The organism is Burkholderia sp. E168m15, assembly GCF_016586105.1.
Taxonomy (GTDB): Bacteria; Pseudomonadota; Gammaproteobacteria; order Burkholderiales; family Burkholderiaceae; genus Burkholderia; species Burkholderia orbicola.
Genome location: NZ_BCPO01000162.1, coordinates 13,468 through 36,494 on the forward strand (window position 1 = coordinate 13,468; position 23,027 = coordinate 36,494).

A 23,027-nucleotide genomic window follows, 5' to 3' on the forward strand; every position below is an offset into this window, starting at 1 on the left:
GCGGTCAACTTCCGATGGTGAGAAGCAAAGCTTCATGACCAGTGTAGTCGGGCTGGCATCTCAGAATTAGGGAATTGAGGGGGATTGGCCGAAGGGTATAGGGACTCTTGGCGCGAAACCGAGACTCCACTACGCGAGCACCCTTTTGTGCCTCCCACTGAAAGCAGCTGACAGGAGCGGCTGAAGTTGGCAGGTTCCGATTCGTCAAACGTCTTCCCTCTCTTATGTTGCAAAGGCAATCTCCGGGAGACAACGAGGGCACCCATAGAGATTAGGCTGGCAGCTAGGTAATATCACTAATCTCGGAAAGCACATGCAGCAGCAATCAATGTCAAGAGTACAATCACGTGTACAGCCGGGGGAGCTCGGCGTTTTATAAGACCCGCAGCAAGAACGTTTACTACAATGGCCAAATCAAAAAAGAGAAAAACGATATCCAAAGGGTTTGGGGCAGAAACCCAACTCCGCACTTTTCGTCGCGCAATCCACTCTGTCGCAAATCCGCGCGCCGGGCTTTCAAAAGCCCGCTCGCTGGTGTCAGCTTCACACTTCCCCCGAATTGTGAACGAACTTGGCCGACAGAGCGCATACAAATACATTTTCGCACCAACGACATTTCCCAAGAGTTTAGAAAATTTTCCGATTCGCACTCGGCTTCACGAGTTAGACACCGAAACAGAATTACTGTGGACCGCATCCGTTCTATCCATCTTTAAATCAGATATTTATGAATTTATTATCAAAAAAGAAGAATTTGAGCGAGCTTTCGCAACGGAGCATCCAACTCGAGCTTTAGAAATTTTAGAACAAATTGAGGTTAAATTTGGATTCTCTCTCTGGCTAATAGGATTTAAGCTACAGCTACTCCAACTCGACAAAGGATTACAAGCCCAGAAAGAATACCTCGAATCTATATTTGCCGCAGATGGCATGAGTGCTCAGGCCACATGGATTGCGTACTACTTCAGCATTCGAAGCGAGGAAAACGTTTCCTACTCGAAGATAGAGAGCGACATTTCGCAACTTGGAACCGGAGAACTCGCAGATTATTGCATCCATCACGTACTTGGACATGGATCAAAGCGTATCGAACATCTACGGACACCGATCAATTACGAGGAACCAAATCCAATAATTGACAGATTTGAGACATTTGTCACAATCGCACAACAACATCTCTCTCGAACTCGGGGAGAAATATCCGATTCATTTCGCACGGCTGTTCAACTACTAGGCTCACTTGGTGATCGTCGAATCACAAATATGATGTCGGCGTTAGGGCAAACCATCTTACCCAATTGCGATTCGGCCGAATTACGCGCTGCGGATAACTACACAATCGGACAATATCTAGATGTTGTCTCCAGCGATGCAGAGAGTCTCGAATTGATTGCTAGATCTCGCGCATTGCTAGGCAACCTTCCGAGATCAACGCAATCGTCTCTTCGCGACCGCGTGATTGAATCAATGGAGGAAGCACTCTCAACATCGGCCAATGCAGTTCATGCCCGTCATACCCTTCGAAAACTTGCACTGACTCTCTCGAAACACCCGTACTCAACGCAAATATGGGGGTTCCTTGAGAGGGGGCATGATCATATTTTTCTGCGGGAATACAGCGACCTGGACCGCTATGTCGCCCTGAACGGACACGTTTCGAATCCGTGGAATGCAGCTGTATACGCAGCAATATCAAACGATAAAGAATGGACAAAAACGCTCGCTGCGGCATGCCCCAAATCGCCAGCGATGCTTCTTCGCGTCGCCCTCTCTTCTAGCGCAGAGGGCACCCACACGCTCCCTCCAGCGCTTCCCACATACAGAAAGGATGCTTACGAAGGCCACATAGCCTTTCGTGCATCCGATTTTAAATTTGCGATTGAAAAATACACCCGATGCGCCGCAAGTGAAATATCGTATGTTGCCATGACGGGTAAAACGTATTTATTCAAGGCGCTTTACACAGCCAAGTGTTATGCGCAATGCCTCGCACTAATCGTTGATCAAGCGGTCGCAGGTGAATCTTTGCCGCTACAATTACCGCTCGCGGAATTGGCAAAAAAATGCTTGGACGAGTCCGCTTTACTTTCATCCCTAGATCTCTCCATCTTACTGCAAATATTGTCAAAGCATGTGCATCCTCGATGGGATCGGGAACTATCGGATATCTATGAAAACGTCATCGGCCAGCAAAGAGCAAATCGACCAACCGACTTATTTAACAAACCTGATTTTTGCTCAAAATCACGCTTCATATATTTCCTTCGAAACGTCTGCACTACAAGAATTCTCGATGACTGCACGGCATTTGAGAGCATGGATGACGTAGAGAGCGAGCGCATTGCAATCTGCCAACACCTCCTAAAAATCGACGCACACAACTCCGCCTCGTATCAGGATGAAATTAGAATAATTACCCGAGATTTGAATGTCGCACTATTATTAAAGAAAGTTCAGACGAGCAAGATATTCGTTGACGAAGTCGGAATTCGCAATGCTTTCGAAGCTTCGCTAACGGACAGCCTAGCACGTTATAAGGAACTTCAAAATTCTCCCGCGCTGACCTATCAAGCTCAGAAACTCTCCAAGCGCATTGAAGAGATGATCCATACCCAAGGATTATTAGAGTTTCGTGATTTTAAATTACCAACATCCGAATTGGAAGGACTCTTCCATACGATGTACCTGGAGGTAGCGAGCCAATTTGCCTATAGTCCCGCTTACGGTTTAGATACGCATTTGAGCACGACAATACGGCATGGAGCTTTTGAAGGTCACTTAAGAGGTCCCCTCGCAACGGAAGGTCTGCTTTGCAGGACTCGAAACAAGGCTCACTACATTCCTGAATTGACGATGAGACGACTTAGTCATTTAGTCGAGACGGAGATAGATCACGTAAGGCGATGTTTGGTGAGATTCACTACGCGGGTGGAAGAAATGATCTCGACTTATCTCGAACGTCGACTTCGGATAAAAAGCAGTCCAACACCCGACGGCATGTTCGCATTATTTGTTGAGCCTGATTCACTTGCGGAGATTAGTAATACCATCAATAGCGAAACCACACTCGACGAAGTTGCGGATCGCTTAGTTGCAAAATGCTGGGCACTCGCCGATTCTTCTATGGAAGAAATTAGATTGGAACTAGGCACCTCCGCACGCAGCCATGTCGAATCAGCATTCACCGCACTTATCCAAAATCTCGAAGAAAAGATAAGTCGCGAACGACTCCTCCCCCTCACGGATGCAATCGCGCGCGCGCGCACTCAGTATGACGCTGCCGTGGACGTTGTAAGCGAATGGTTTCGTCGGCCAACTGATTTGATTAGAGAACCGTTTGAATTTGATATCGCCGCCCATGTTGCACTTCGTCAGATTGCAAACTGCTATGTTGGATACGAGATTGTTCCTATATTGAATGTGGATGTCCAAGGTAAACTGCCAGGCTTCATGCTCGATGGCATCTGCGAAATACTTTTCATTCTTCTTCAAAATGTTCTTCTTCATTCAGGTTACGAGGATTTCGTTCCCGAAACGAAAGTATCTGCTCGACGGGAAAACTCGTATGTCGTGATAGAAATTACTAACTCTTTATCAGAGTCGATCGACCTGATCGAAAGAAGAGCTCAGGCTGAAGCGGCAATGGCTCGATATAGCCGCGACTCCGCCCTGCGACTAGCACGAAAGGAGGGTGGCTCAGGATTATCAAAAGTATGGCGGATCGCTGAATTTGATCTACGAAAATCTCATTCATTGAATCTATCCGTTACCGACGACAGACAATTTACGACAACTTTCCGACTGGGTGACGTGGGAGAGACAGCATGAAAATCTATGTCATCGAGGACAATCAACTAAAAGCCGATCTAATATGCGCTTATCTGCAAGAACATTTTACTGATGCCTCGATAAGACTATATGGAAGCTTTCAGACTGGCCTGAAGGCAATTGAGACCACTTGCCCGGATATAGTTCTGCTGGACATGAACCTCCCTACGTTTGATCGAGGACCGAACGTTAGAGAAGGACGAAATCGACCACTGGGGGGTTACGATTTAATGAGAAAATTGCGCCTTCGAGATATTTCCACAAGAGTAGTAGTAATCACACAACTAGAGCATTTTGGTGAGGGCGAAGATGAAATGAGCTTCGCCGAAATGACTACGCTCTGCACCAAAGAATTTCCATCCATGTTTGTCGGAAGCGTATACTTCTCACCGTCCGATAACGAATGGCAAGACGATTTGAACAATCTTATACCGAACAATTATATTTAAAATGATAAAGATTCTTATTGTTGAAGATGAAACAGAAAAACGCCGCCTACTCATCGAAACACTGATAGAAGTAGAGGGCGTGGCCCTGGATCAAATAACCTATGTTGACGATGCGCTATCAGCAAAGAAACAGATTTCGGCGAGAAGATTTGATCTTCTTATTTTAGATATAAATATCCCGCCCCGGGCGGACAAACCGACGGAGACTGGGGCCGGCCTAGAGGTCATGAGTTTCGTGCGGAACAATAACAACGCAATACCGCCGGGATGCATCATAGGAATGACAGCATACGATGACGGAGCCGAGGCCGCTGAAGAAGTTTTTGCGTCTCCGTTATGGAAACTCGTCAGATTTTCCTATTCGGAACTGGGATGGCAAGCTCATCTTAAAGAGGCCGTCCGCTATATGATCAACATGCAGCGGCCACCTTATTCGAACGATGGTCAAACATATCATGTTGACCTTGGTATTGTCGTCGCACTGGAAGATGAAGAGCTTAAGAGTATATTAGCTCTACCAGCAGATTGGAAAGAACTTCCAGTAAACTATGATCATAGTCGATATTTTTCAGGTAATTTTTCAAATGGCAATTGTCAGATAAGCGTTATCGCAGTAGCGGCGCCTAAAATGGGGATGCCGGCGGCCGCAGTTGCAGCCTCAAAACTTATCCAGTCCTTTCGACCACGGCTTTTAGCAATGAGCGGAATCTGTGCAGGAGTGAAAGGAAAGGTGGAGATCGGAGATATTTTGATCGCGGACCCCTGTTTTGACTGGGGCAGTGGCAAGTGGGTTCGTGAAACACCGGAGTCCGAACTCAAATTTCGGCCTGCACCGTATCCGTGGCGCCTTGACGAGGGACTTCGCGGGATTGTTAAACGACTTGACAACGAAGAATGGCTAAAAGCTGTTTATCGAGACTTTGATGGAAAGCAGGTCGTTGATCGAGCACCTAAAGTGCTCGTCGAGGCGATGGCGAGTGGAGCATCAGTGCTACAAGCAGCATCACTTATGGATGACGTCAAAGATCAACACAAGAATTTAGTCGGCGTAGAAATGGAAACTTATGCAGTTTTTACTGCCGCACAATATGCATCAGAACCACGACCAAAATGCATATCAATAAAATCCGTTTGCGATTTCGGAGATGAAGACAAAAAAGATGGAGCTCATTTGTATGCCGCATATACTAGTGCACGGTTCCTGTATCGATTTGCAATTGGAGCCCTGGGCGATCAAAATTTTCAGTGACATAGACAAATCCACATAAAATTCCGATCACGTGCCCGCAATTCAAATCCGCGGGCACCATCAATAGGAGCCGCCACCAAGGATTAAATCCATTATTTTATTGATTTTCCAACGAAAATTAATAATAGCATTTACCGCATCAGTCGAATACATTCTTCACCGGAAAATCGTCAGACCGAAACATCGCTGCGGCCTCAGCGAACACATCCGCATAAAAAGTCTCGCTATCGAAGATATCGGCACGACTTGATCTTCATATCCCTAGTCTTCACCCGCCGCTTCAGAAGCGAAACCGTCGTAACAAACAGAGTCAGTTTCCTGTCATCGACGACAGAGCTTTGCACGTTACTCCCGCCTGTGCAGAAAACCATTTCACCTTGACCTGCCCGCCTTAACCGGCCGTATGTTCATGTCGCCGGTATTATTTTGTGGCATGCCCCCTATCCTCCATCTTCGCCGCACCCACCTCTGCCGCAACCCTCTCCCCGATAAACCAGGTAAGAATCCGTCGGTGACTCAACAACCTTCGCGCCCTCTGTAGCGGTGGTGGCGAGAAGCATCACCGGCCTGCAAAAATCTTCGATCTGAAAATTCGTTTCATTTCTATAAATGCCGCCAAACCCTGTGCCAACAAAAAACGGCCGCCGTGACCCCACGGCAGCCGTCCCTCAGAAACGCCCCAAACTCAAACCATCAACCAGCCCTTACTCATCCACCTTAAAAGCCGAAACCAGCTTGGTCAATTCCGCCGCCTGCTGCTTCAAACTCTCCGCGGCCGCCGCACTTTCCTCGACCAAAGCCGCATTCTGCTGCGTCATCTGATCGAGCGACTGCACCGCATCCCCAATCTGATCGATCCCGGCACTCTGCTCCAGGCTAGCCTCCGCAATTTCACTCATCATCGCGCTAACGCCCTGAACCTGCGCAACAACATCGCTCATCACCTTCCCCGCCTCACTAACGAGCCGCGACCCGGCACCCACCGTCCCCGCGCTATGCTCGATCAGCGATTTAATCTCCTTCGCCGCCTGCGCACTGCGCTGCGCCAGATTCCGCACTTCCGAAGCGACAACAGCAAACCCGCGCCCCTGCTCCCCCGCCCGCGCCGCCTCCACCGCAGCATTCAGCGCCAGAATATTCGTCTGAAACGAGATACTGTCGATCATCACGATGATCTCGGAAATCCGTTGCGAAGCGTCACTGATCTGCTCCATCGTCGTCACGACCTCGCCCACCACCTGCCCACCCCGCGCCGCCGTATCCGCCGCACCGTTGATCATCTTCGCCGCGGTAGTCGCCGTCTCGGTGTTGTTGCGCACCACGGCCGTGATCTCTTCCATTGACGAAGCCGTCCGCTCCAGGTTGCTCGACTGCCCTTCGGTGCGCTCGCTCAGATCCGCATTCCCCGAAGCAATCTGCGCCGACCCAGTCGCAATCGAAGCCGAAGCCGCCCGAATCCGATGAACGAGCGTCGACAGGGACGACACGAACCGATTGAACGCATCCGACAACTGCCCGATCTCGTCCTCGCTCTCCACCGTCATCCGGCGCGTCAAATCGCCCTGACCGCTGGCGATCTCCGACAGCAGCGTCGCCGCCCGCCGAATCGGCGCGGCAATCGCGCGCCCCACCAGCCAGATCACGAGCAACGCAACCCCAAGCCCCACCACCGCCGCCACCAGCGCCGCGCTGCGAATCGCACGCGTCACCGGCCCGAGCAGTTCGGCCTGCGGCACCTGAACGACCACATACGCATTCAGTTCCGGAATGAACGACGTCGCGATGAAGCGCGCGCCGCCATCACCCTCATAGCTCAGGTACGCATACGGCTTGCCCGCAAGCAGCGTCGACGACGCATCCCCCGGCAGTCCCCGCTCATCCTTCAGAAAATGCTTGCCGTCGATCAGCGACGTATCGCGATGCATCATGATCGCGCCGTCGGGGCGCACGAGGTACGCAAACCCGGTCTCACCGATCCGGTAAGCCGAGATGCCCTTCGCGAGCGCATCGACGGACAGGCTCATGCTCGCCGCGCCGATCGGCACGCCGTCGAGTTCCACGCGGCTGTTGATGAACATCATGTAGCCGCCGACGGTCACCTCGCGATCCATGTTCACGTCGTACGCCTTGCCGGACGACAGGAAGTTGGTCAGCCACTGATCCTTGTCGGTCACCTTCCGCTGCAGGCCGGCTTCGTTGTAGTAGTTGCCGCTCTTCACCGACACCCACTGCACGGACGCGGCCTTCTGCTCGTCCTTCACGTTCTTCGCGAGCTGAATCCAGTTGCGCGTGCCGGCATCGGGTTCGCCGTCGGCTTCCCATTGCAGCAGGAACGCATCGCGCGCCAGAATGCGCGACGCGGCGATCGGGCCGGCCATCTGGCGCTGCACGTCGGCGCGGATGCCATTGACGGCGGTCGGCAGCTCTTCGCGGACGACGCGATCGCGCACCGCGTTGCCGATCAGACGGACGCTGAGCCCGCTCGAAATCGCGACGAACACGAGCAGGCAACTCGTCATGCTGAGAATCAGCTTGTTCTGAATGGAAAGCTTGCGCCAGAAATGCATGGGGAACCCTCGATAACCGCTCGGTCTGAGCCAGATTGGGTTATCGGCATGCACGCGCAGAACCGCATCGCTGATTTCAGATAGCGATCATTCGAGATTCGTTATGTTGTGGATGGGTGGGCATATGCGGTCGCCTATATGCACGGCGAACAACGCAAATACAAAGCGCTGATCAGTAAGCAACGAAGATCGTGACACGCCGGTTGCGCGCTCTCGAACCAGCATCGTCCCCCGCGACAAGCGGCTGCGTATCCGCCCGCCCGATCGCCGCCAGCCGATGCGGCGCGACACCGCGCTCGGTCAAGTAGCGCACCACACTCCCCGCCCGCGCCGACGAAAGCTCCCAGTTCGATTCGTATTTCGCGTTCGCGATCGGCACGCTGTCCGTGTGGCCTTCGACGAGGATGTCGCCGGTTGCATGCTCGCTCAATGCTTGCGCAATCTGGTTCAGCACCGGCGACGAATGGGGCAGCAAGCGAGCATCGCCGACATTGAACAGAATCTTCGCGTCGATACCGATCTCGATGCCATGCGGCGCCTTCACCAGCGCAATGCGTCCATTCGATTTCAACGAATCGAGCAGCGCGAGCCACGGCGGCGCAGGGTCGGACTTGGCAGCATCGACGGAAGCAGTCGCAGCACCCCCAGCCTGCCGCGCAAGCGTCTGATACCGCGCATCGAGCGCGTTGTATTTCGCGAGCTGAAGCACATACAGCGCGAGAAACAGCACCATCAGCGTCGTGATGAGATCCGCGTACGAAATCAGCCAGCGTCCGGACTGCGCGCCTTCGAGTTCGTCATCGTCGCGATCGGCAGCGGATGCGCCGTCAGTTCGAGCCGTCATGCTGTCAGGAATCCGGGTTCGCCAAACGGTAAGGAACAGGTGCAGATACGCGCAGGCACGAAGCGCACGAACATCACGCCAGCGATTCCGCCGCACGCCCGCGCACATCGCCGGTCAACCGCGTCTCGATCGTATGCGGCGACTCCTTGCGCGAGATCGCGAGCAAGCCATCGAGATACAGCTTGCGGAACCGCATCTCGCTGTCGATCTGCGCGCGCAGCTTGCCGTACAGCGGCAGGAACACGAGGTTCGCGAACGCGAGCCCGTACAGCGTCGCGATGAACGCCACCGCGATGCCCGGCCCAAGTTGCGCCGGCTCCAGAATATGGCTCGTCACCTGCACGAGCCCGAGCACCGAGCCGAGAATGCCGAAGGTCGGCGCATAGCCGCCCGCCTGCTGCCACACGCGCACGGCCGCGAGGCGGCTGCGTTCGTACGCATCGAGTTCGCGTTGCAACGCATCTTCGAGCACAGCGGTCGACACGCCGTTCGCCAGCAGTTCGAGCCCGCGCCGCGCGAACGGATGAATCCCGCTCACGTCCATCGATTCGAACGCGAGCAGCCCGTCGAGCTTCGCGCGGTCGCCCCATTCGAGCAGGTCGGACAGGTTCTTGCGATCGACTTCGCGGGCCCGCACGAACGCGAGCCGCAACTGCTTCACCGCATCGAAGAAGCGCGCCCACGTGTTCTGGATCATCACCGCGCCGAGCGTGCCGCCGAGCACGATCACGAGCGCCTCGAACTGGAACAGCATCGAGAAGTGCCCGCCTTCCAGCGCGAACCCGAACACGATCGCCGCGCCGCCCAGCACCACACCGACCAGGGTCAACAGATCCATATGCGTTCTCCGTATCACGCATCCGACGCTGAAGCCGACGCGACGGCCGTCGCACCCGCGGCAGGCGCCTTCGCCGCACGTACGGCCTCCAGCACGCGCTGCTCGATGTCCTCGATCTCGACCGGATCGAGCTTGAGTTCGCGGCGCATCACCCACGACACCTCGTTGCGCCGCGCCTCGGTCATCACGGAAAACAGCTTGTCGGCCACCGCGCGATCGTCGAGGTTCGCGATCAGCTTCGCGAGGTCGTAGGTATCGAACGCGCTGATCACGTCGAACAGCGTGCGCTGGTCGATCCACACGAGATCCTCGAGCGCGCGCACGTCGCCGCCGCGGCGCCCGTTGCGACGCGAGAAGTACGCCACGCCCTTCTGTTCGACGTAGTTGAGCACCTTCGATTTGCGGAACGCGAACACTTCTTCCGCGATCTCGCCGTTCGACAACTTGTTGAGCAGCAGCGTCTTGTCGACGCCGATCAGCGATTCGAGATCGGCCAGTTCGATGAGTTCGAGTTCGCTGTTGATCGACAGGTCGAGATCGTGATCGGCCACCTGTTGCGCGCGGTCGATCACGCGTGCGGCGTCGAACGTGACGACCTGGCGCGCATCCGACGAAGCCGCGTAGTCGCTTGCGCTGCCGGCGCCATCAGCCTGCGCGGCTTCGATCGTGACGAGGTTGAGCTTCTCCATGCGTCGCAGCATCGCGAGCACGTGCGGCCGGGAATGGCCGGCAATCGCGCGGCATTTGCGGATCACTTCGGCAAGCGGCACCGAGGTTTCGGCCGCATGCGCCTGCATCGGCCGGCGCGCCCACGTGTCGCCCGCTTCGCGCGCATCGGCGCCGGCCATCAGCGACAGCACGTGCGCATACGACAGCACGCCCGGCATGAAGTCGGCATGCGTATAGGTCGCCAGTTGGTCGTCCTTGCGCTTCACGCGGCGGATCATCGTTCGCACGATATGGCGCAGCAGCGCGGACACGCGCTCGATTTCTTCATCGAGGACGCCGGCCGGTACGACCGTGAGCTGGCAGAACGACAGCGCCTTCGCGGTATGCGCGCGCGGTTCGGCGGCGAGCAGCGCCGATTCGCCGAAGAACTCGCCGCGGCCGAGCGTCGCGACGATCACGCGCTTGTCGTCGCAGCGCGTGGACAGCTCGACCTTGCCGTCGGTAATGAGGAAGAGGACGGGCTCGCCCGCGAAGCCCTCCGAATAGATGATTTCTCCGGGCGCCGCGGTACGCGTCCACGATTGCTGACGATTCAAGTCGATTCCCCTGCTGCGCTGGTTATTGCGGACCGCGCGTCGCACGTCTGAAGCATGCGATCACGAGTCGTCCCCGTGACTCGTTTACGTCATCGTGCGCAACATCCTTTAGGGCATTCGTACTCGTTTCGAACCGAAATCAAGGTAAAACGTTTGCGGATTGCGCGGGCGCATCGATCGTTCGTTTCGCCGCTTGCGCCAGTAGTGAAATTGAAAGCCTGCCGCGACCGCCCGCGTCGGGTCAGAACTCCATGTCGAGCTCGTCGATGTCTTCGTGCTCGGCCTTCGCCTCCTCGATCCACTCGGCGACGAACGGATGCGCGAGAACGCGCATGCAGTACTCGGCAACGTCCGGTTCGAGCTTCACGTCGTAGGTGAGAAAGCGCGTGACGACCGGCGCATACATCGCGTCGGCGATGCCGATCTCCGCACCGAACAGCCAGGGGCCGCCGTACTCGGCCAGGCACTCGCGCCAGATCGTCACGATCCGCTCGATGTCGTGCTGCGCGCGCGACCAGATCCGGAAGCCGGGGAAATGCCCGCGCAGGTTCATCGGCAGCGCGGATCGCAACGCGCTGAAGCCGGAATGCATCTCGCCGCAGATCGACCGGCAATGCGCGCGTGCATGCCGGTCTTCGGGCAGCAGCCGCGCCTGCGGGCGGATCTCGTTCAGGTATTCGGCGATCGCGAGCGTGTCCCACACCGCGTTGCCGTCGTGCGTCAGGCACGGCACGAGAATCGACGGCGACAGCAGCAGCAGCTCCGCGCGCGACGTCGCATCGATCGGCACGCTGATCGTCTCGAACGTGAGCCCGCTCAGCTTCGCGAGCAACCAGCCGCGCATCGACCACGACGAATAATTGCGGCTGCTGATGGTCAGCGTCGTCCGTGCGTTGGATTCCATGTTGCTCCCCTGCTGAATGTCGTTCGTGCCCCTGCACCGTAAACGGACGCGCCGCATGAACGGCCGCACCACGCCTGTGCGGCGCGTTCGCCGAACTGGCGCAACGCGGCACGGCATCGCGGCACGTGTCGCACGCCGACCAGCGCGGCTATGCACGGCCTTTGCCCTGCCGCCATCACGTACCGCGCGCCGCCGCGTTCCGGAACCACGTGCAACGCGCGTGCCAGCGAGCATGCTGGCATACGGCTTGCCTCGTTCCCTTCACTGCGGCGTCACGAGCGACGGTCATGAACCTGCTTGCCTATCCGTTTTATCAATGGTCTGCGGAATGCCTGCGCCCGGCGCGTGCGTGGGCGGCCGCGACGCGCGCGACGATGTCGCTGTGGCCGCCGGCGACTTCGACGCCGACGGGCCGCATGGTCGACGCGCTGTGCGAACTGCTCGAATGCTGCGCGTTCTCGCATCGGCGGCCGCCGTTCGGCATCGCGTCGGTCGTCGTCGACGGCGAAACGGTGCCGATCGTCGAGGAAGCCGCGACGACCACGCCGTTCGGGACGCTGCTGCATTTCCGCAAGGCCCGGCCGGTCGCGCGCCAGCCGCGCGTGCTGATCGTCGCGCCGATGTCCGGGCACTTCGCGACGCTGCTGCGCGGCACGGTACGCACGATGCTGGCCGACCACGACGTGTACATCACCGACTGGCACAACCCGCGCGACATCCCGCTGGCGGCCGGGCGTTTCGGTTTCGACGAGTACGTCACGCATGTGATCGACTTCATCCGCCACATCGGCCCGGACGCGCACGTGCTGGCGATCTGCCAGCCGACCGTCGCGTCGCTCGCGGCAGTGTCGCTGATGGCGGCCGGCGGCGATCCGGCGCAGCCCGCGAGCCTCACGCTGATGGCCGGCCCGATCGACTGCCGCGTGAATCCGACGAAGGTCAACGAACTCGCGACGAGCCAGCCGATCGAATGGTTCGCGCGCAACCTGATCAGCGTGGTGCCGACGGGTTTCGTCGGCGCGCAGCGGTGCGTGTATCCGGGTTTCGTGCAGGTCGGCGCGTTCATGTCGATGAACCCGGACCGGCATGCGGCGTCGTTCGCGGATCTGTACTACGAACGCGCGAAAGGCGACCCCGCGAAAGCCGATACGTTGCGGCACTTCTACGACGAATATTTCGCGACGGCCGACCTCACCGCGGAGTTCTATCTGGAAACGGTCGAGAAGGTGTTCCAGCAGTACGCGCTCGCGCGCGGCGAGCTGGCGGTGAGCGACACGCTCGTCGAACCGGCGGCGATTCATCGCACCGCACTGTTGACGATCGAAGGCGAGAAGGACGACATCTGCGCGGTGGGCCAGACGGTGGCCGCGCAGGAACTGTGTTCGGGGTTGCCGTCGTACCTGAAGACGCACCATGTACAGACGGGCGTGGGGCACTACGGCGTGTTCAACGGCAGCCGATGGGAATCACAGATCTATCCGATCGTGCGCGCGACGATCCACGACAACGAGCCGTACGATCGCACCGCGGACGCGCAAGGCGACACCAGCGGCACTCACTACGTCACGCTGCGTGCGCTGCTCGATGCGCGCGCAGCCGCGATCGATACGGCGACCGAAGCGCAATCGGATCACGCGCACTGAACGCGGTTAGCGACACAGTGAATCGCCCCGCCGGAGAGGCGGGGCGATGTTTGCTGCGGCATCAGGACGGCGCGCGAGCGAAACGACTCGCGCGCCGGGCCGGCTCGTTACGAGCAGGCCTTGCCGTGCGACGCGTGGTAGCCCTTCGCCTTCGCGTCGGCTTCCGACATGTAGCTGCCGTGCTTCGTCTTGCCGTAGTACTTGTCGGTCGAGCAGTGGTAGACCTTCGAGGCGTCGTTCGCCCACACCTTGCCCGCGCCGCCGCCCGGCGCTGCGGCGGTCGTCGCGGCCGCACTCTTCGCGGGTGCGGTGCCCGATGCCGGCGCAGCCGAAGCCGCCGTTGCGGGCGCCGCGGCCGGTGCGCTCGCCGCGGCGGCGGCCGATGCGCCGTACCACGTCTTCACGCCCTTGTGGCCCGCACACGCGCCCTTCTTCGATGCGCCCGAGTAGAACGAACCGTCCTTGCACAGCCCGGTCGTGCCGGCCGGCGCGCTGGCCGGAACCTGCGCGAACGCACCGATCGACACACCCATGCCGGCGACCAGCGCGGCGATCAACATCGTTTTTTTCATGGTCCTCTCCTGATTTGCCTGAATGATGAAAACTTCCGGGGCCTTCCCGGCAACAGCGACGGTTACCGCACCCAGCGGCACACGCGGTGATGGTGATGATCGAAGTGGCACACGCGGTGCGAATGCGCTTCGGCCAGTGCCGGCACGAGCACGGCGCAAGCCAGTGCGGTGGCCGTCAGGATCTTCGCGATGCGGTTCATGGTGAAACTCTCCCGGACAGGTCAGCCGGCGATCCGGCTGGTACCTCCTTAACGCCGGTCGTCGACGGGCCGTGCACCGCACCCGTGTGCAATTGACGATCTTTGACATCGCCTCGCCAATCGATGCTCGCAGCTGACGAATGTCTTTCTTTTCTTTCTGGTTCTTCAGCTTCGCGATCGTTTGGAATTCGAAGGAATGTGTCTAAGCGAAAATCCGTTCGCGAAAGTCAGCGGAGCAAGAAAAAACCGCCTGAGTGCAGGCGGTTCGTCGAAAACGCACACCCAACCGGCACGCTACGCACCGGCCTCGCCCCACGGCGTCGGCTCCGGCACCGCGCACGGGCCGTCGACGTCGATCGATTTGAAGTCGGCAGGCCCGACGATCTCCAGGTACTCCATGTCCGGCGAGTAGTCGAACAGGTAGTGGACGATCCCCGGCGCCTGATGCACGCAGTCGCCGGCCGCCACCAGCGTTTCCTGTTCGCCGTACATGAAGCGCGCCCAGCCTTTCAGCATGATCACGATATGGAACTCGGCCTCGTGACGGTGCCAGCCGGTGCCCGCCTCCGGTGCATGATTGGCCCTGACGAGTTGCGCGACGACCTTGCCGTTCGTCGCGGCGGCGATGCCGAGATCTCGGTACAGGAAGAAGTCGCGCAGGCCCTCGCCTTGAAAGACGGTGTCCTGTGGCTTCACATGGGAAAAAGCGGTGGTGGTCGGCGTGCTCATCGCGTTGCTCCTTCATCGAAAGGATCACGCGAGACAAGCATTAAGCGTTCCAGTTTTGCGGCGGGTCGAATCCGTGCGCGTACTTACTTCAACCGCCCCGACAGAAACTGCCCGAGCCGCTCGCTCTTCGGATTCACGAGAATCTGCTGCGGATCGCCCTCTTCCTCGATCTTCCCCTGATGCAGGAAGATCACGTGGTTCGACACGTTGCGCGCGAAGCCCATCTCGTGCGTGACGACGACCATCGTGCGGCCTTCCTCGGCGAGCTTCTGCATCACCTTCAGCACTTCGCCCACCAGTTCCGGGTCGAGCGCCGACGTCGGTTCGTCGAACAGCATCACTTCCGGCTCCATCGCGAGCGCACGCGCGATCGCCACGCGCTGCTGCTGGCCGCCCGACAGGTGCGACGGATACATGCCCTCGACGCGCGGCGCGAGGCCGACCTTCTCCAGATACTTGCGCGCCCGGTCGATCGCCTCGTCCTTGCCGACGCCGAGCACGGCCATCGGCGCCTCGATCACGTTCTCCAGCACCGTCATGTGCGCCCACAAGTTGAAGTGCTGGAACACCATCGACAGCTTCGTGCGCATCCGCTGCAGCTGCTTCTGGTCGGCCACGCGCAGCGAGCCGTTGCGGTCGCGCGTGGTCTGGATCGGCTCGCTGCCGATCGTGATCTGCCCCGAACACGGCTGCTCGAGGAAGTTGATACAGCGCAGGAACGTGCTCTTGCCTGAGCCGCTCGAGCCGATGATGCTGATCACGTCGCCGGCCTTCGCCCTCATCGACACGCCCTTCAACACCTCGTTGTCGCCGAATTTCTTGTGCAGGTTGTCAACGGTAAGCTTGTACATGCGGGGTCCTTCGTTGCGGATCGTGCGAATGCGTTAGTGGCCGCGCGGCGAGAGATACGCGAGCCAGCGCGTCTCCAGCTTGCGGAACGCCCAGATGAGCGCGAACACGACGACGGCGTACAGCACGGCCGCGATGCCGTAGGCCTGGAACGACATGTACGTCGCCGAATTGACGTCGCGCGTGACCTTCAGGATGTCTGGCACCGTCGCGGTGAACGCGAGCGTCGTCGCGTGCAGCATCAGGATCACTTCGTTGCTGTAGCTCGGCAGCGAGCGACGCAGCGCGGACGGCAGGACGATGCGCGTATAGAGCTTGAAGCGCGACATCCCGTAGGCCATCCCGGCCTCGATCTCGCCGGCCGACGTCGCCTTGATCGCGCCTGCGAAGATCTCCGTCGCATACGCGCATTCGTTCAGCACGAACGCGAGCAGCGTGCAGTTCATCGCATTGCGGAAGAACGTGTCGAGCAGCACGTGGTCGTGCACGACCTGCAGGCTGTAGATACCCGTGTAGCACATCAGCAGTTGCACATAGAGCGGCGTGCCGCGGAACACGTACGTATAGAGCCACACGGGGCCGGAGATCCAGCGGTTCGACGATGCCCGCGCGATCGCGAGCGGCACCGCAAGCGCGAAACCGAGCGCGATCGACACGACCAGCAGCCACAGCGTGATCGCGAGGCCGCTGAAGCGGTAGCCGTCGGAATAGAGATAGCTTTGCCAGTACTGGCCGACGAGTTCGATCACAGTGCGAGCCTCCGGACGCCGACGGAATAACGCTTCTCGAGGTGATGCAGCACGACGTTGGACACCGTCGTGATCGCGAGGTAGATCGCGCCTGCCGCCAGCGTGAAGAAGAAGAAATCGAGCGTGCTCTTGCCCGCGTCCTGCGACGCCTTCACGACGTCGGCGAGGCCGATGATCGACACGAGCGCGGTGGCTTTCACGAGCACCTGCCAGTTGTTGCCGATGCCTGGCAGCGCGAAGCGCATCATCTGCGGGAACAGGATGCGGTGAAATACGCGCCAGCCGCTCATCCCGTACGCGAAGCCGGCTTCGAGCTGGCCGCGCGGCACCGCGAGGAACGCGCCGCGGAACGTCTCGGTGAAGTACGCGCCGTAGATGAAGCCCAGTGTGACGACGCCGGCCGCGAAGGGGTCGATGTCGATCTGGTCCCAGCCGAGCAGGTCCGTCACGTTATTCAGCAGGATCTGGATCCCGTAGAACAGCAGCAGCATCAGCACGAGGTCTGGCACCGCGCGGATCAGCGTCGTGTAGAACGTGCCGACCGACTTGAGCACGCGGTTGGCCGACAGTTTCGCGGCCGCGCCTGCAAGGCCCAGTATCAGCGACGCGGCGAGCGACAGCACCGCGAGCTTCACGGTCTCGACCGTGCCGGCCCACAGCAGCGGGCCAAATCCTTGGAAGATCATATGAGGGACCCAGAACGAGGTGGCGGGATTGTCGATAGCCATTAACGGCACATCAAACGAGTTCTACGCACGACGTGATGCTGCCGGCTCATCAAGCCGGACGTATCACGCGAACGGCGCGGCGAGGGCAATACTGAGCGCGAGTTTCTTCATGGCGTTCCTGTCGGAGGCAAACCGGGCGGGTTCCGGGCGTGCTGCCCGCCCTTCCAACCAGGGAATCGCCTCCTTCGGCGACGCCCAAGTTGTACATACAACTTTGCCTTTTCCGGGATGGGGTCAGCAATCCGTGTTTATCTCTAATTGTCGGCAGATTAGGGCCGCGCGCAGGATTTTCCTTAATTTTCAATTAATTATTGGTTACGCGAAGCTGAATGACAGCTTTCTTGCGGTGTACGGAAGCCGCCGAACGGCGCGCGGCGGCTGTCTAGACTTCCCCGGCTGAGACGGTTTTCCACGCGGGCCAGCCCGTCATCCCACGACAGCGTGGCCGTCGCGTGCTCGTCATGCCCTTCGCCCTCGAGCGCCAGCACCGCACGGCACGTTTACGCCCCCTTTGCAGACGCGCGGCGAGTCTATACACCGTTTCGCCGCGGCGATTCCTAGAATGGGCTTCATGTCCAAGACGAGGCCTCCGCAGTGCGGAGCACGACGTGACGGGGATGAGCACATGACACCGACCAGAACGGAACTTGCCGCTTCATGCGATCTGCTGCCCATCGCTCGCGGCGCCGTTCCTTCGCGGACGCACGCGTGCTGCTGTCGATCCGCATCGAAGCGGACGACCTCGCGCTCGTGCGACGCCGGTTGCATCAGGCGGTCGGCGCGGCGCTCAACTTCTATACGGCCGCGCTCGACCACCGCACCGGGTGCGCGTGCATCGAGCTCGAAGTCCCGCGTTCGCAGGCATCGCCCGCGATCCTGTCGATCCTGCGCGTGCTGCCGGCCGCCGAGTTCGGCACGATCCGCCTGTTGCAGCACTAGCCGGCGTTCGCCGCCGCCGCGCGTGACACACATCACGCGCTTCCCCTTTTCATCGATTCGAACGCGCATGTCCGCACGGCCACGCGCGGCGAATCGCCGTTCCCGTCGCAACGGGCCTTTCCAGGAAACACACGTAATGAAAAAAGCAGTCGTCGGTACCCTCTCGCTCGCCTTCGTCAGCGCCGTCGCGCATGCGCAAAGCAGCGTCACGCTCTACGGGATGCTGGATGCCGGTATCGCCTATACGAACAACCAGTCGGGCAAGCACGCGTGGCAGCAAGGCAGCGGCCTGCTGTCGAATACGGTCTTCGGGCTGAGCGGCAACGAGGATCTCGGCGGCGGCCTGCATGCGCTGTTCCGCCTCGAAAGCGGTTTCAACCTGAACAACGGCATGCAGTCCTATCGAAACACGCTGTTCGGCCGCCGTGCGTACGTCGGCCTGCAGAGCGACCAATACGGCACGCTGACGCTCGGCCGCCAGTACGACGCCGTGGTCGACTATCTCGGCCCGCTCGCGATGGCGAACAACGGCGACGGCAACAACCTCGCGTCGCATCCGTTCGACAACGACAACCTCGACGATTCGTTCTACATCGACAACGCGGTGAAATACGCGAGCCCGACGCTCGCCGGCTGGCAGTTCGGCGGCCTGTACGGGTTCGGCAACGCGGCCGGTGGCTTCGCGAACAACCGCGCATACAGTGCGGGCGTGTCGTATGCGAACGGGCCGGTCAGCCTCGGCGCCGCGTACCTGCAACTCAATCGCGGCGGCTTGACGACGGGCGGCGCACTGTCGGCGAACGACGCGCCGAACTTCCCGGCCGTGAGGCAGCGCGTGATGGGCGCCGGCGGCAGCTATGCGTTCGACCGGCTGACGATCGGCGCGTTGTGGACGCACACGATGTTCGACGAGACGGCCGCGTCGTCGCTGCCCGGCGCGCTGAATGCGCTGCGCTTCGACAACTACGAAGTCAACGCGCGCTATGCGCTGACGCCGGCGGTTTCGTTCACGGGCGCCTATACGTTCACCGACGGCCGCTACGACGACGCAACCGACAGCCACCGGCCGAAGTGGCACCAGGCGACGCTGATGGCCGACTACGCGCTGAGCAAGCGCACCGACGCGTATGCGGAAACCGTGTACCAGCACGCGTTCGGCGTGCCGTCGGGCGCGACGCTCGGGTTCGCGAACGTCACGGGGCTCGCGGCTTCGTCGACGCGTACGCAGGTGGTCGCAACGGTCGGCATCCGGCATCGGTTCTGAGCGCAAGCGGGCCGCGGAAGGCCGGCCGCTCTGTGCAATCCCGCATGGACGCGCACCGGCCGAACGGGGATCATTCAGGGAATCCGGGCCGGCGCGCCCGCGAAACCGGTACACTCGGCGCCGGGCGCGCGCCGGATCGGCATTCGGCGGCGGCCCGCTGCCGACTCTGAATCGTGATCCCATGACCACACCGATCTATCAGGAAATCAAGGACTTCATCCTCGCGCGCATTCATGCCGGCGAGTGGGCGGAAGGCGACCAGGTGCCGTCGGAGAACGAGCTCGCGCGCGAATTCAACGTCGCGCGGATGACCGTCAACCGCGCGCTGCGCGAACTGACGGCCGAACAGGTGCTCACGCGCACGCGCGGCTCCGGCACGTATGTCGCGTCGCCGAAATACGAATCGACGCTCGTCGCGATCCGCAGCATCTCCGACGAAGTCGCCGCGCGCGGCCACGGCTATCGCGCGCAGGTGCTGCAGGTCGGCGCGGCCGTCGCCGATGCGAAGCTCGCCGACGAACTGCAGCTCGACACCGGCAGCCCGATCTTCCATTCGCGCGTGCTGCATTTCGAGAACGACACGCCGGTGCAACTGGAAGAACGCTGGGTCAACCCGGCCTGCGCGCCCGAATATGCATTGCAGGACTTCACGACGACGACGCCGAACCAGTATCTGACGCGCGTCGCGCCGCTGCAGCGCGTCGAATACCGGATCGAAGCCGCGATGCCCGACGCCGAAACGCGCCGTCACCTGACGATGGACGATCGCGAACCGTGCCTGCTGCTGCATCGGCGCACGTGGTCGCAGGGGCTGGTCGCATCGGTCGCCAATCTGTGGCACCCGGGCAGCCGCTACCGGTTCACCGGGCACTTCTGATCCGATGACGATGCGCGGGCTCACCTCGCGCGCGGTCGTACCCATCGTTCGATCGCACTGACGGCCCGCTTCAAGCCATCCTCCTGCGCGACGCGCGCACCGAGTTCTGTCGCACGCGCCTTCGTCTCGCCCTGTTCGGCAAACGCGATGGCCCGCGCCAGCGCGACGGCGTCCATACGCCGCCCCGCGACCGGCGCAGCCGCGACACCGAGCCGTTGCAGCCGGTTCCCCCAGAAGAACTGATCGCCCGCGAACGGCACGACCACCGACGCAATACCGGCCCGCGCGGCCGAATGCGTGGTGCCCGAGCCGCCGTGATGCACCGCCATCGCGACGCGCGGGAACAGCCAGTCGTGCGGCGTGTCGCCGATCACGCGAACGTGCGCGGGCAGCAGCGACGCATCGATGCCGCTCCAGCCCGGATAGAATAGCGCGCGCCGGCCGGCCAGCGCCTGCGTCAACGCCGCGGCCATCGCCGCGCGATCGAAGCCGGCCATGCTGCCGAAACCGATGTACACGGGCGGCTCGCCCGCGTCGAGAAACGCCGCGAGTTCGGGCGACGGCGCCCACGCACGCGCATCGATCCGCCACTGGCCGCAGGCCTGCACGTTCGACGGCCAGTCGGCCGGGCCGGACAGCAGCGCCGGCGACACGCCATACAGCATCGGATGATCGGTCCACACGTGCTGGCGCGGCGGCAATCCGCATACGCCGGCGCGCGCGGCATTCGTCGACTTCCTGAACGCCTGCCACAGCAGCGCATTCACTAGCCGGTGGCTCGCGCGATTCAGCCAGCGCGGCACCTTCCCCGGCGGCAGGAACGGCGACGCGAATTCGGCGGTCGGCGTGATCGGGATCATGCCCGTGCCGATTGCCGGGATGCTGCGATATTCTGCGACCGACAAGCCGACGAACGACACGAGCCCCGACACGAGCAGCGCGTCACAGCCGGCCGAAGCGTCCACCACTTCGCGCATCCATGCGGCCGTGTTCGCATTCGCGATCGCCGCGAGCGCCTTGGAGGTGTCGTTGAAACCGCCGCGCCCGCGCACCGCATCGGCCAACGCGCCCTCCGGCGCAATCGCGTGACGGATATCGCCGGACAGCGGCGCCGACGGCACGCCAAGTGCGGCGGCCGACCCGAGCGTCGCCGCATCGGCCAGCAGCCGGACCTCGTGCCCGGCATCCATCAGCGCGCGGCCGAGCGCCGCGAGCGGACGCGTGTCGCCTTCGGTGCCGTAGGTGGCGATGACGAGTTTCATGCGGAGCTCCTCGTGCACGACGGAAAAGAATGGTTTCGTAAAAGTGCACGTCGTATACTAATGCAATTCGTACACTTTCAGTCAACCGCCCTGCCATGACGATTCCGACCGACGATCCGGGCCGCCGCGCGCGCAAACGCATCCAGATGCTCGCGCATCTCGCCGGGACCGGCGCACGCCTGTTCGATGCGCACGGCTACGAGGCCGTCACGATGGAGCAGATCGCCGCCGAGGCCGATGTCGCGAAACGGACGCTGTACAACCACTTTCCGACGAAGGAAGCCGTGCTCGCGCACTGGCTCGAAGGCGAACTCGCGCGCGATCTCGCGTATCTGCAGCGCGACGTCGCGCGGCGCAAGACCTTTGCATCGCGCATGGGTTGCGTGCTCGACGCGTCGGCAGCGTGGTGCGAACAACATCCGGTGTACCTGCTCGCGTACCTGCGGCACCGTTTCCTGAGCATCGGCGCAGCCGAACCGGAGCGTGCGGGAGAGAATGGCAGCGACATCGCACTGGTGTGGCAGCAACTGATCGCCGCCGGTCAGCAATCCGGCGAACTGAATGCGGCGCTGCGGGCCGATCAGCTCGCGACGTGGTTCCATCACCTGTATCTCGCGGCGATGCTGCGCTGGCTGACCGTGCCGGGGCTGTCGCTGAAACGGGAGTTTCAATCGGTCGCGAAGCTGTTCATCGAAGGCGCGGAAGCGAAGCGGTGACGCAGCCGACGCGTCGCGTGGCGCACACATTTTGTTACAACGAACCCACACTTCGCATGCCAAATTTCCCGCGCAGCAGTATGCTCATGTCGTACGGCTGCGCACTGTGCATCGGGTAATCCCGTCGTTCGCACGCGACACGCGCCGCCGTCGCGACCGCAATCACGCGTTGCAAGGAGGGTTGTGATGGCTACCACGCATCAGCACTTCCACCCCGAACTACGGCACGCCACCGCGCCGACCTACTTCATCAGTTACCTGTTCCCCGCGTTGCTGTTCGTCTACGAGCTGCTGCGCGTCGGCCAGTGGATTCGCGATCACGGGATGCAATTCGTCGCGTTCAAGCAGATGGGTTACGAGTATCTGCTGATGCTGCTGTTCGTCGGACTGCAGATCGTCGTCGAGGCGATCTTTCTGCTCGGCGCGGCGATGCGCAAGGATCATCGCGATTTCGAGCACCGCTTGCCGAACGTGATTCTCGGCATCGGTCTATCGATCGTACTGCTGGCGATCGATCTCGCGATCCAGCTTTCGTTCTGACGGCCGGCGGGCATC

22 protein-coding genes are annotated in these 23,027 nt (G+C 60.3%); 10 read left to right on the forward strand and 12 right to left on the reverse strand.

From position 1 onward, the window contains the following. Nucleotides 1-405: 405 nt before the first annotated feature. Genes JMF86_RS23870 through JMF86_RS23880 form a run of 3 tightly spaced genes read left to right on the forward strand, consistent with a single transcriptional unit; the run spans nt 406 to nt 5,526 of the window. Entirely contained in the window at nt 406-3,828 is a 3,423-nt protein-coding gene (locus JMF86_RS23870) for a hypothetical protein (RefSeq protein WP_011694662.1), read from the forward strand. Then, complete coding sequence (locus JMF86_RS23875; RefSeq protein WP_011548270.1) at nt 3,825-4,277, forward strand: response regulator transcription factor; 453 nt, start codon at nt 3,825-3,827, stop codon at nt 4,275-4,277. The genes JMF86_RS23870 and JMF86_RS23875 overlap by 4 nt, the downstream gene beginning before the upstream one ends. 1 nt (nt 4,278) lies before the next feature. After that, a complete protein-coding gene (locus tag JMF86_RS23880) occupies nt 4,279-5,526 on the forward strand; it encodes a response regulator (RefSeq protein ID WP_011548271.1) in 1,248 nt (415 codons plus the stop codon). Between the two features lie 704 nt (nt 5,527-6,230). Here JMF86_RS23880 and JMF86_RS23885 read toward each other — a convergent pair. From JMF86_RS23885 to JMF86_RS23905, 5 genes are all read right to left on the reverse strand, one after another. Further along, nucleotides 6,231-8,093 (reverse strand): methyl-accepting chemotaxis protein, encoded by a 1,863-nt coding sequence (locus JMF86_RS23885; protein ID WP_011694661.1) that lies wholly within the window; start codon nt 8,091-8,093, stop codon nt 6,231-6,233. Between the two features lie 172 nt (nt 8,094-8,265). Next, a complete protein-coding gene (locus tag JMF86_RS23890; RefSeq protein ID WP_011548273.1) occupies nt 8,266-8,937 on the reverse strand; it encodes an OmpA family protein in 672 nt (223 codons plus the stop codon). 73 nt (nt 8,938-9,010) lie between these two features. Then, entirely contained in the window at nt 9,011-9,775 is a 765-nt protein-coding gene (locus JMF86_RS23895) for a flagellar motor protein (RefSeq protein WP_011548274.1), read from the reverse strand. Nucleotides 9,776-9,789: 14 nt separating this feature from the next. Next, nucleotides 9,790-11,040, reverse strand: a complete 1,251-nt coding sequence (locus JMF86_RS23900) for a Crp/Fnr family transcriptional regulator (RefSeq protein ID WP_011548275.1) — start codon at nt 11,038-11,040, stop codon at nt 9,790-9,792. 241 nt (nt 11,041-11,281) lie between these two features. After that, on the reverse strand, nt 11,282-11,944 hold the full coding sequence (locus JMF86_RS23905) for a glutathione S-transferase family protein (RefSeq protein WP_041489417.1): 663 nt from the start codon (nt 11,942-11,944) through the stop codon (nt 11,282-11,284). Between the two features lie 287 nt (nt 11,945-12,231). On the opposite strand from JMF86_RS23905, the gene JMF86_RS23910 reads away from it, so the two are divergent. Next, nucleotides 12,232-13,587, forward strand: a complete 1,356-nt coding sequence (locus tag JMF86_RS23910) for a polyhydroxyalkanoate depolymerase (protein ID WP_011548277.1) — start codon at nt 12,232-12,234, stop codon at nt 13,585-13,587. Nucleotides 13,588-13,694: 107 nt separating this feature from the next. Here the strand turns inward: JMF86_RS23910 and JMF86_RS23915 are convergent, their stop codons facing one another. From JMF86_RS23915 to JMF86_RS23940, 6 genes are all read right to left on the reverse strand, one after another. Then, a complete protein-coding gene (locus tag JMF86_RS23915; RefSeq protein ID WP_011548278.1) occupies nt 13,695-14,159 on the reverse strand; it encodes a DUF3761 domain-containing protein in 465 nt (154 codons plus the stop codon). A gap of 62 nt (nt 14,160-14,221) precedes the next feature. After that, on the reverse strand, nt 14,222-14,359 hold the full coding sequence (locus JMF86_RS23920; protein ID WP_006488624.1) for an HHHH-motif protein: 138 nt from the start codon (nt 14,357-14,359) through the stop codon (nt 14,222-14,224). Nucleotides 14,360-14,653: 294 nt separating this feature from the next. Then, a complete protein-coding gene (locus JMF86_RS23925; RefSeq protein ID WP_006479584.1) occupies nt 14,654-15,088 on the reverse strand; it encodes a cupin domain-containing protein in 435 nt (144 codons plus the stop codon). 83 nt (nt 15,089-15,171) lie between these two features. Further along, the gene (locus JMF86_RS23930) at nt 15,172-15,939 is read right to left on the reverse strand and encodes an ABC transporter ATP-binding protein (RefSeq protein ID WP_011548279.1); all 768 of its coding nucleotides are present in this window, start codon (nt 15,937-15,939) and stop codon (nt 15,172-15,174) included. A 33-nt stretch (nt 15,940-15,972) separates the two neighbouring features. Continuing rightward, a complete protein-coding gene (locus JMF86_RS23935; protein WP_011548280.1) occupies nt 15,973-16,686 on the reverse strand; it encodes an ABC transporter permease in 714 nt (237 codons plus the stop codon). Further along, a complete protein-coding gene (locus tag JMF86_RS23940; RefSeq protein WP_011548281.1) occupies nt 16,683-17,372 on the reverse strand; it encodes an ABC transporter permease in 690 nt (229 codons plus the stop codon). The genes JMF86_RS23935 and JMF86_RS23940 overlap by 4 nt, the downstream gene beginning before the upstream one ends. Before the next feature lie 28 nt (nt 17,373-17,400). Here JMF86_RS23940 and JMF86_RS23945 point away from each other — a divergent pair, with 28 nt between their 5' ends. The 4 genes from JMF86_RS23945 to hutC all read left to right on the forward strand — a co-directional run bounded on the left by JMF86_RS23945 (nt 17,401) and on the right by hutC (nt 20,494). Then, on the forward strand, nt 17,401-17,814 hold the full coding sequence (locus tag JMF86_RS23945; RefSeq protein ID WP_125381449.1) for a hypothetical protein: 414 nt from the start codon (nt 17,401-17,403) through the stop codon (nt 17,812-17,814). A 257-nt stretch (nt 17,815-18,071) separates the two neighbouring features. Beyond that, nucleotides 18,072-18,353 carry a hypothetical protein gene (locus JMF86_RS23950; RefSeq protein ID WP_226292267.1) on the forward strand — a complete coding sequence of 94 codons (282 nt, stop codon included), beginning with the start codon at nt 18,072-18,074 and terminating at the stop codon, nt 18,351-18,353. A 136-nt stretch (nt 18,354-18,489) separates the two neighbouring features. Next, the gene (locus JMF86_RS23955) at nt 18,490-19,617 is read left to right on the forward strand and encodes a porin (protein ID WP_011548283.1); all 1,128 of its coding nucleotides are present in this window, start codon (nt 18,490-18,492) and stop codon (nt 19,615-19,617) included. Between the two features lie 181 nt (nt 19,618-19,798). After that, on the forward strand, nt 19,799-20,494 hold the full coding sequence (hutC, locus tag JMF86_RS23960; RefSeq protein ID WP_011548284.1) for a histidine utilization repressor: 696 nt from the start codon (nt 19,799-19,801) through the stop codon (nt 20,492-20,494). 20 nt (nt 20,495-20,514) lie between these two features. On the opposite strand, the gene JMF86_RS23965 is transcribed toward hutC, so the two are convergent. Further along, nucleotides 20,515-21,756: a glycosyltransferase gene (locus JMF86_RS23965; protein ID WP_011548285.1), complete on the reverse strand. Its 1,242-nt coding sequence runs from the start codon at nt 21,754-21,756 to the stop codon at nt 20,515-20,517. Between the two features lie 95 nt (nt 21,757-21,851). Between JMF86_RS23965 and JMF86_RS23970 the strand changes: the two genes are divergently transcribed. Next, the gene (locus JMF86_RS23970; protein WP_011548286.1) at nt 21,852-22,472 is read left to right on the forward strand and encodes a TetR/AcrR family transcriptional regulator; all 621 of its coding nucleotides are present in this window, start codon (nt 21,852-21,854) and stop codon (nt 22,470-22,472) included. A 186-nt stretch (nt 22,473-22,658) separates the two neighbouring features. Next, complete coding sequence (locus JMF86_RS23975) at nt 22,659-23,012, forward strand: hypothetical protein (RefSeq protein WP_011548287.1); 354 nt, start codon at nt 22,659-22,661, stop codon at nt 23,010-23,012. Nucleotides 23,013-23,027 lie beyond the last annotated feature (15 nt).

Coding starts and splice junctions, on each gene's coding strand:
- JMF86_RS23870 (WP_011694662.1), top strand. CDS start 406: ATGGCCAAATCAAAAAAGAGAAAAACGATATCCAAAGGGTTTGGGGCA.
- JMF86_RS23875 (WP_011548270.1), top strand. CDS start 3,825: ATGAAAATCTATGTCATCGAGGACAATCAACTAAAAGCCGATCTAATA.
- JMF86_RS23880 (WP_011548271.1), top strand. CDS start 4,279: ATGATAAAGATTCTTATTGTTGAAGATGAAACAGAAAAACGCCGCCTA.
- JMF86_RS23885 (WP_011694661.1), bottom strand. CDS start 8,093: ATGCATTTCTGGCGCAAGCTTTCCATTCAGAACAAGCTGATTCTCAGC.
- JMF86_RS23890 (WP_011548273.1), bottom strand. CDS start 8,937: ATGACGGCTCGAACTGACGGCGCATCCGCTGCCGATCGCGACGATGAC.
- JMF86_RS23895 (WP_011548274.1), bottom strand. CDS start 9,775: ATGGATCTGTTGACCCTGGTCGGTGTGGTGCTGGGCGGCGCGGCGATC.
- JMF86_RS23905 (WP_041489417.1), bottom strand. CDS start 11,944: ATGGAATCCAACGCACGGACGACGCTGACCATCAGCAGCCGCAATTAT.
- JMF86_RS23910 (WP_011548277.1), top strand. CDS start 12,232: ATGAACCTGCTTGCCTATCCGTTTTATCAATGGTCTGCGGAATGCCTG.
- JMF86_RS23915 (WP_011548278.1), bottom strand. CDS start 14,159: ATGAAAAAAACGATGTTGATCGCCGCGCTGGTCGCCGGCATGGGTGTG.
- JMF86_RS23920 (WP_006488624.1), bottom strand. CDS start 14,359: ATGAACCGCATCGCGAAGATCCTGACGGCCACCGCACTGGCTTGCGCC.
- JMF86_RS23925 (WP_006479584.1), bottom strand. CDS start 15,088: ATGAGCACGCCGACCACCACCGCTTTTTCCCATGTGAAGCCACAGGAC.
- JMF86_RS23930 (WP_011548279.1), bottom strand. CDS start 15,939: ATGTACAAGCTTACCGTTGACAACCTGCACAAGAAATTCGGCGACAAC.
- JMF86_RS23940 (WP_011548281.1), bottom strand. CDS start 17,372: ATGATCTTCCAAGGATTTGGCCCGCTGCTGTGGGCCGGCACGGTCGAG.
- JMF86_RS23950 (WP_226292267.1), top strand. CDS start 18,072: ATGCGATCTGCTGCCCATCGCTCGCGGCGCCGTTCCTTCGCGGACGCA.
- JMF86_RS23955 (WP_011548283.1), top strand. CDS start 18,490: ATGAAAAAAGCAGTCGTCGGTACCCTCTCGCTCGCCTTCGTCAGCGCC.
- hutC (WP_011548284.1), top strand. CDS start 19,799: ATGACCACACCGATCTATCAGGAAATCAAGGACTTCATCCTCGCGCGC.
- JMF86_RS23965 (WP_011548285.1), bottom strand. CDS start 21,756: ATGAAACTCGTCATCGCCACCTACGGCACCGAAGGCGACACGCGTCCG.
- JMF86_RS23970 (WP_011548286.1), top strand. CDS start 21,852: ATGACGATTCCGACCGACGATCCGGGCCGCCGCGCGCGCAAACGCATC.
- JMF86_RS23975 (WP_011548287.1), top strand. CDS start 22,659: ATGGCTACCACGCATCAGCACTTCCACCCCGAACTACGGCACGCCACC.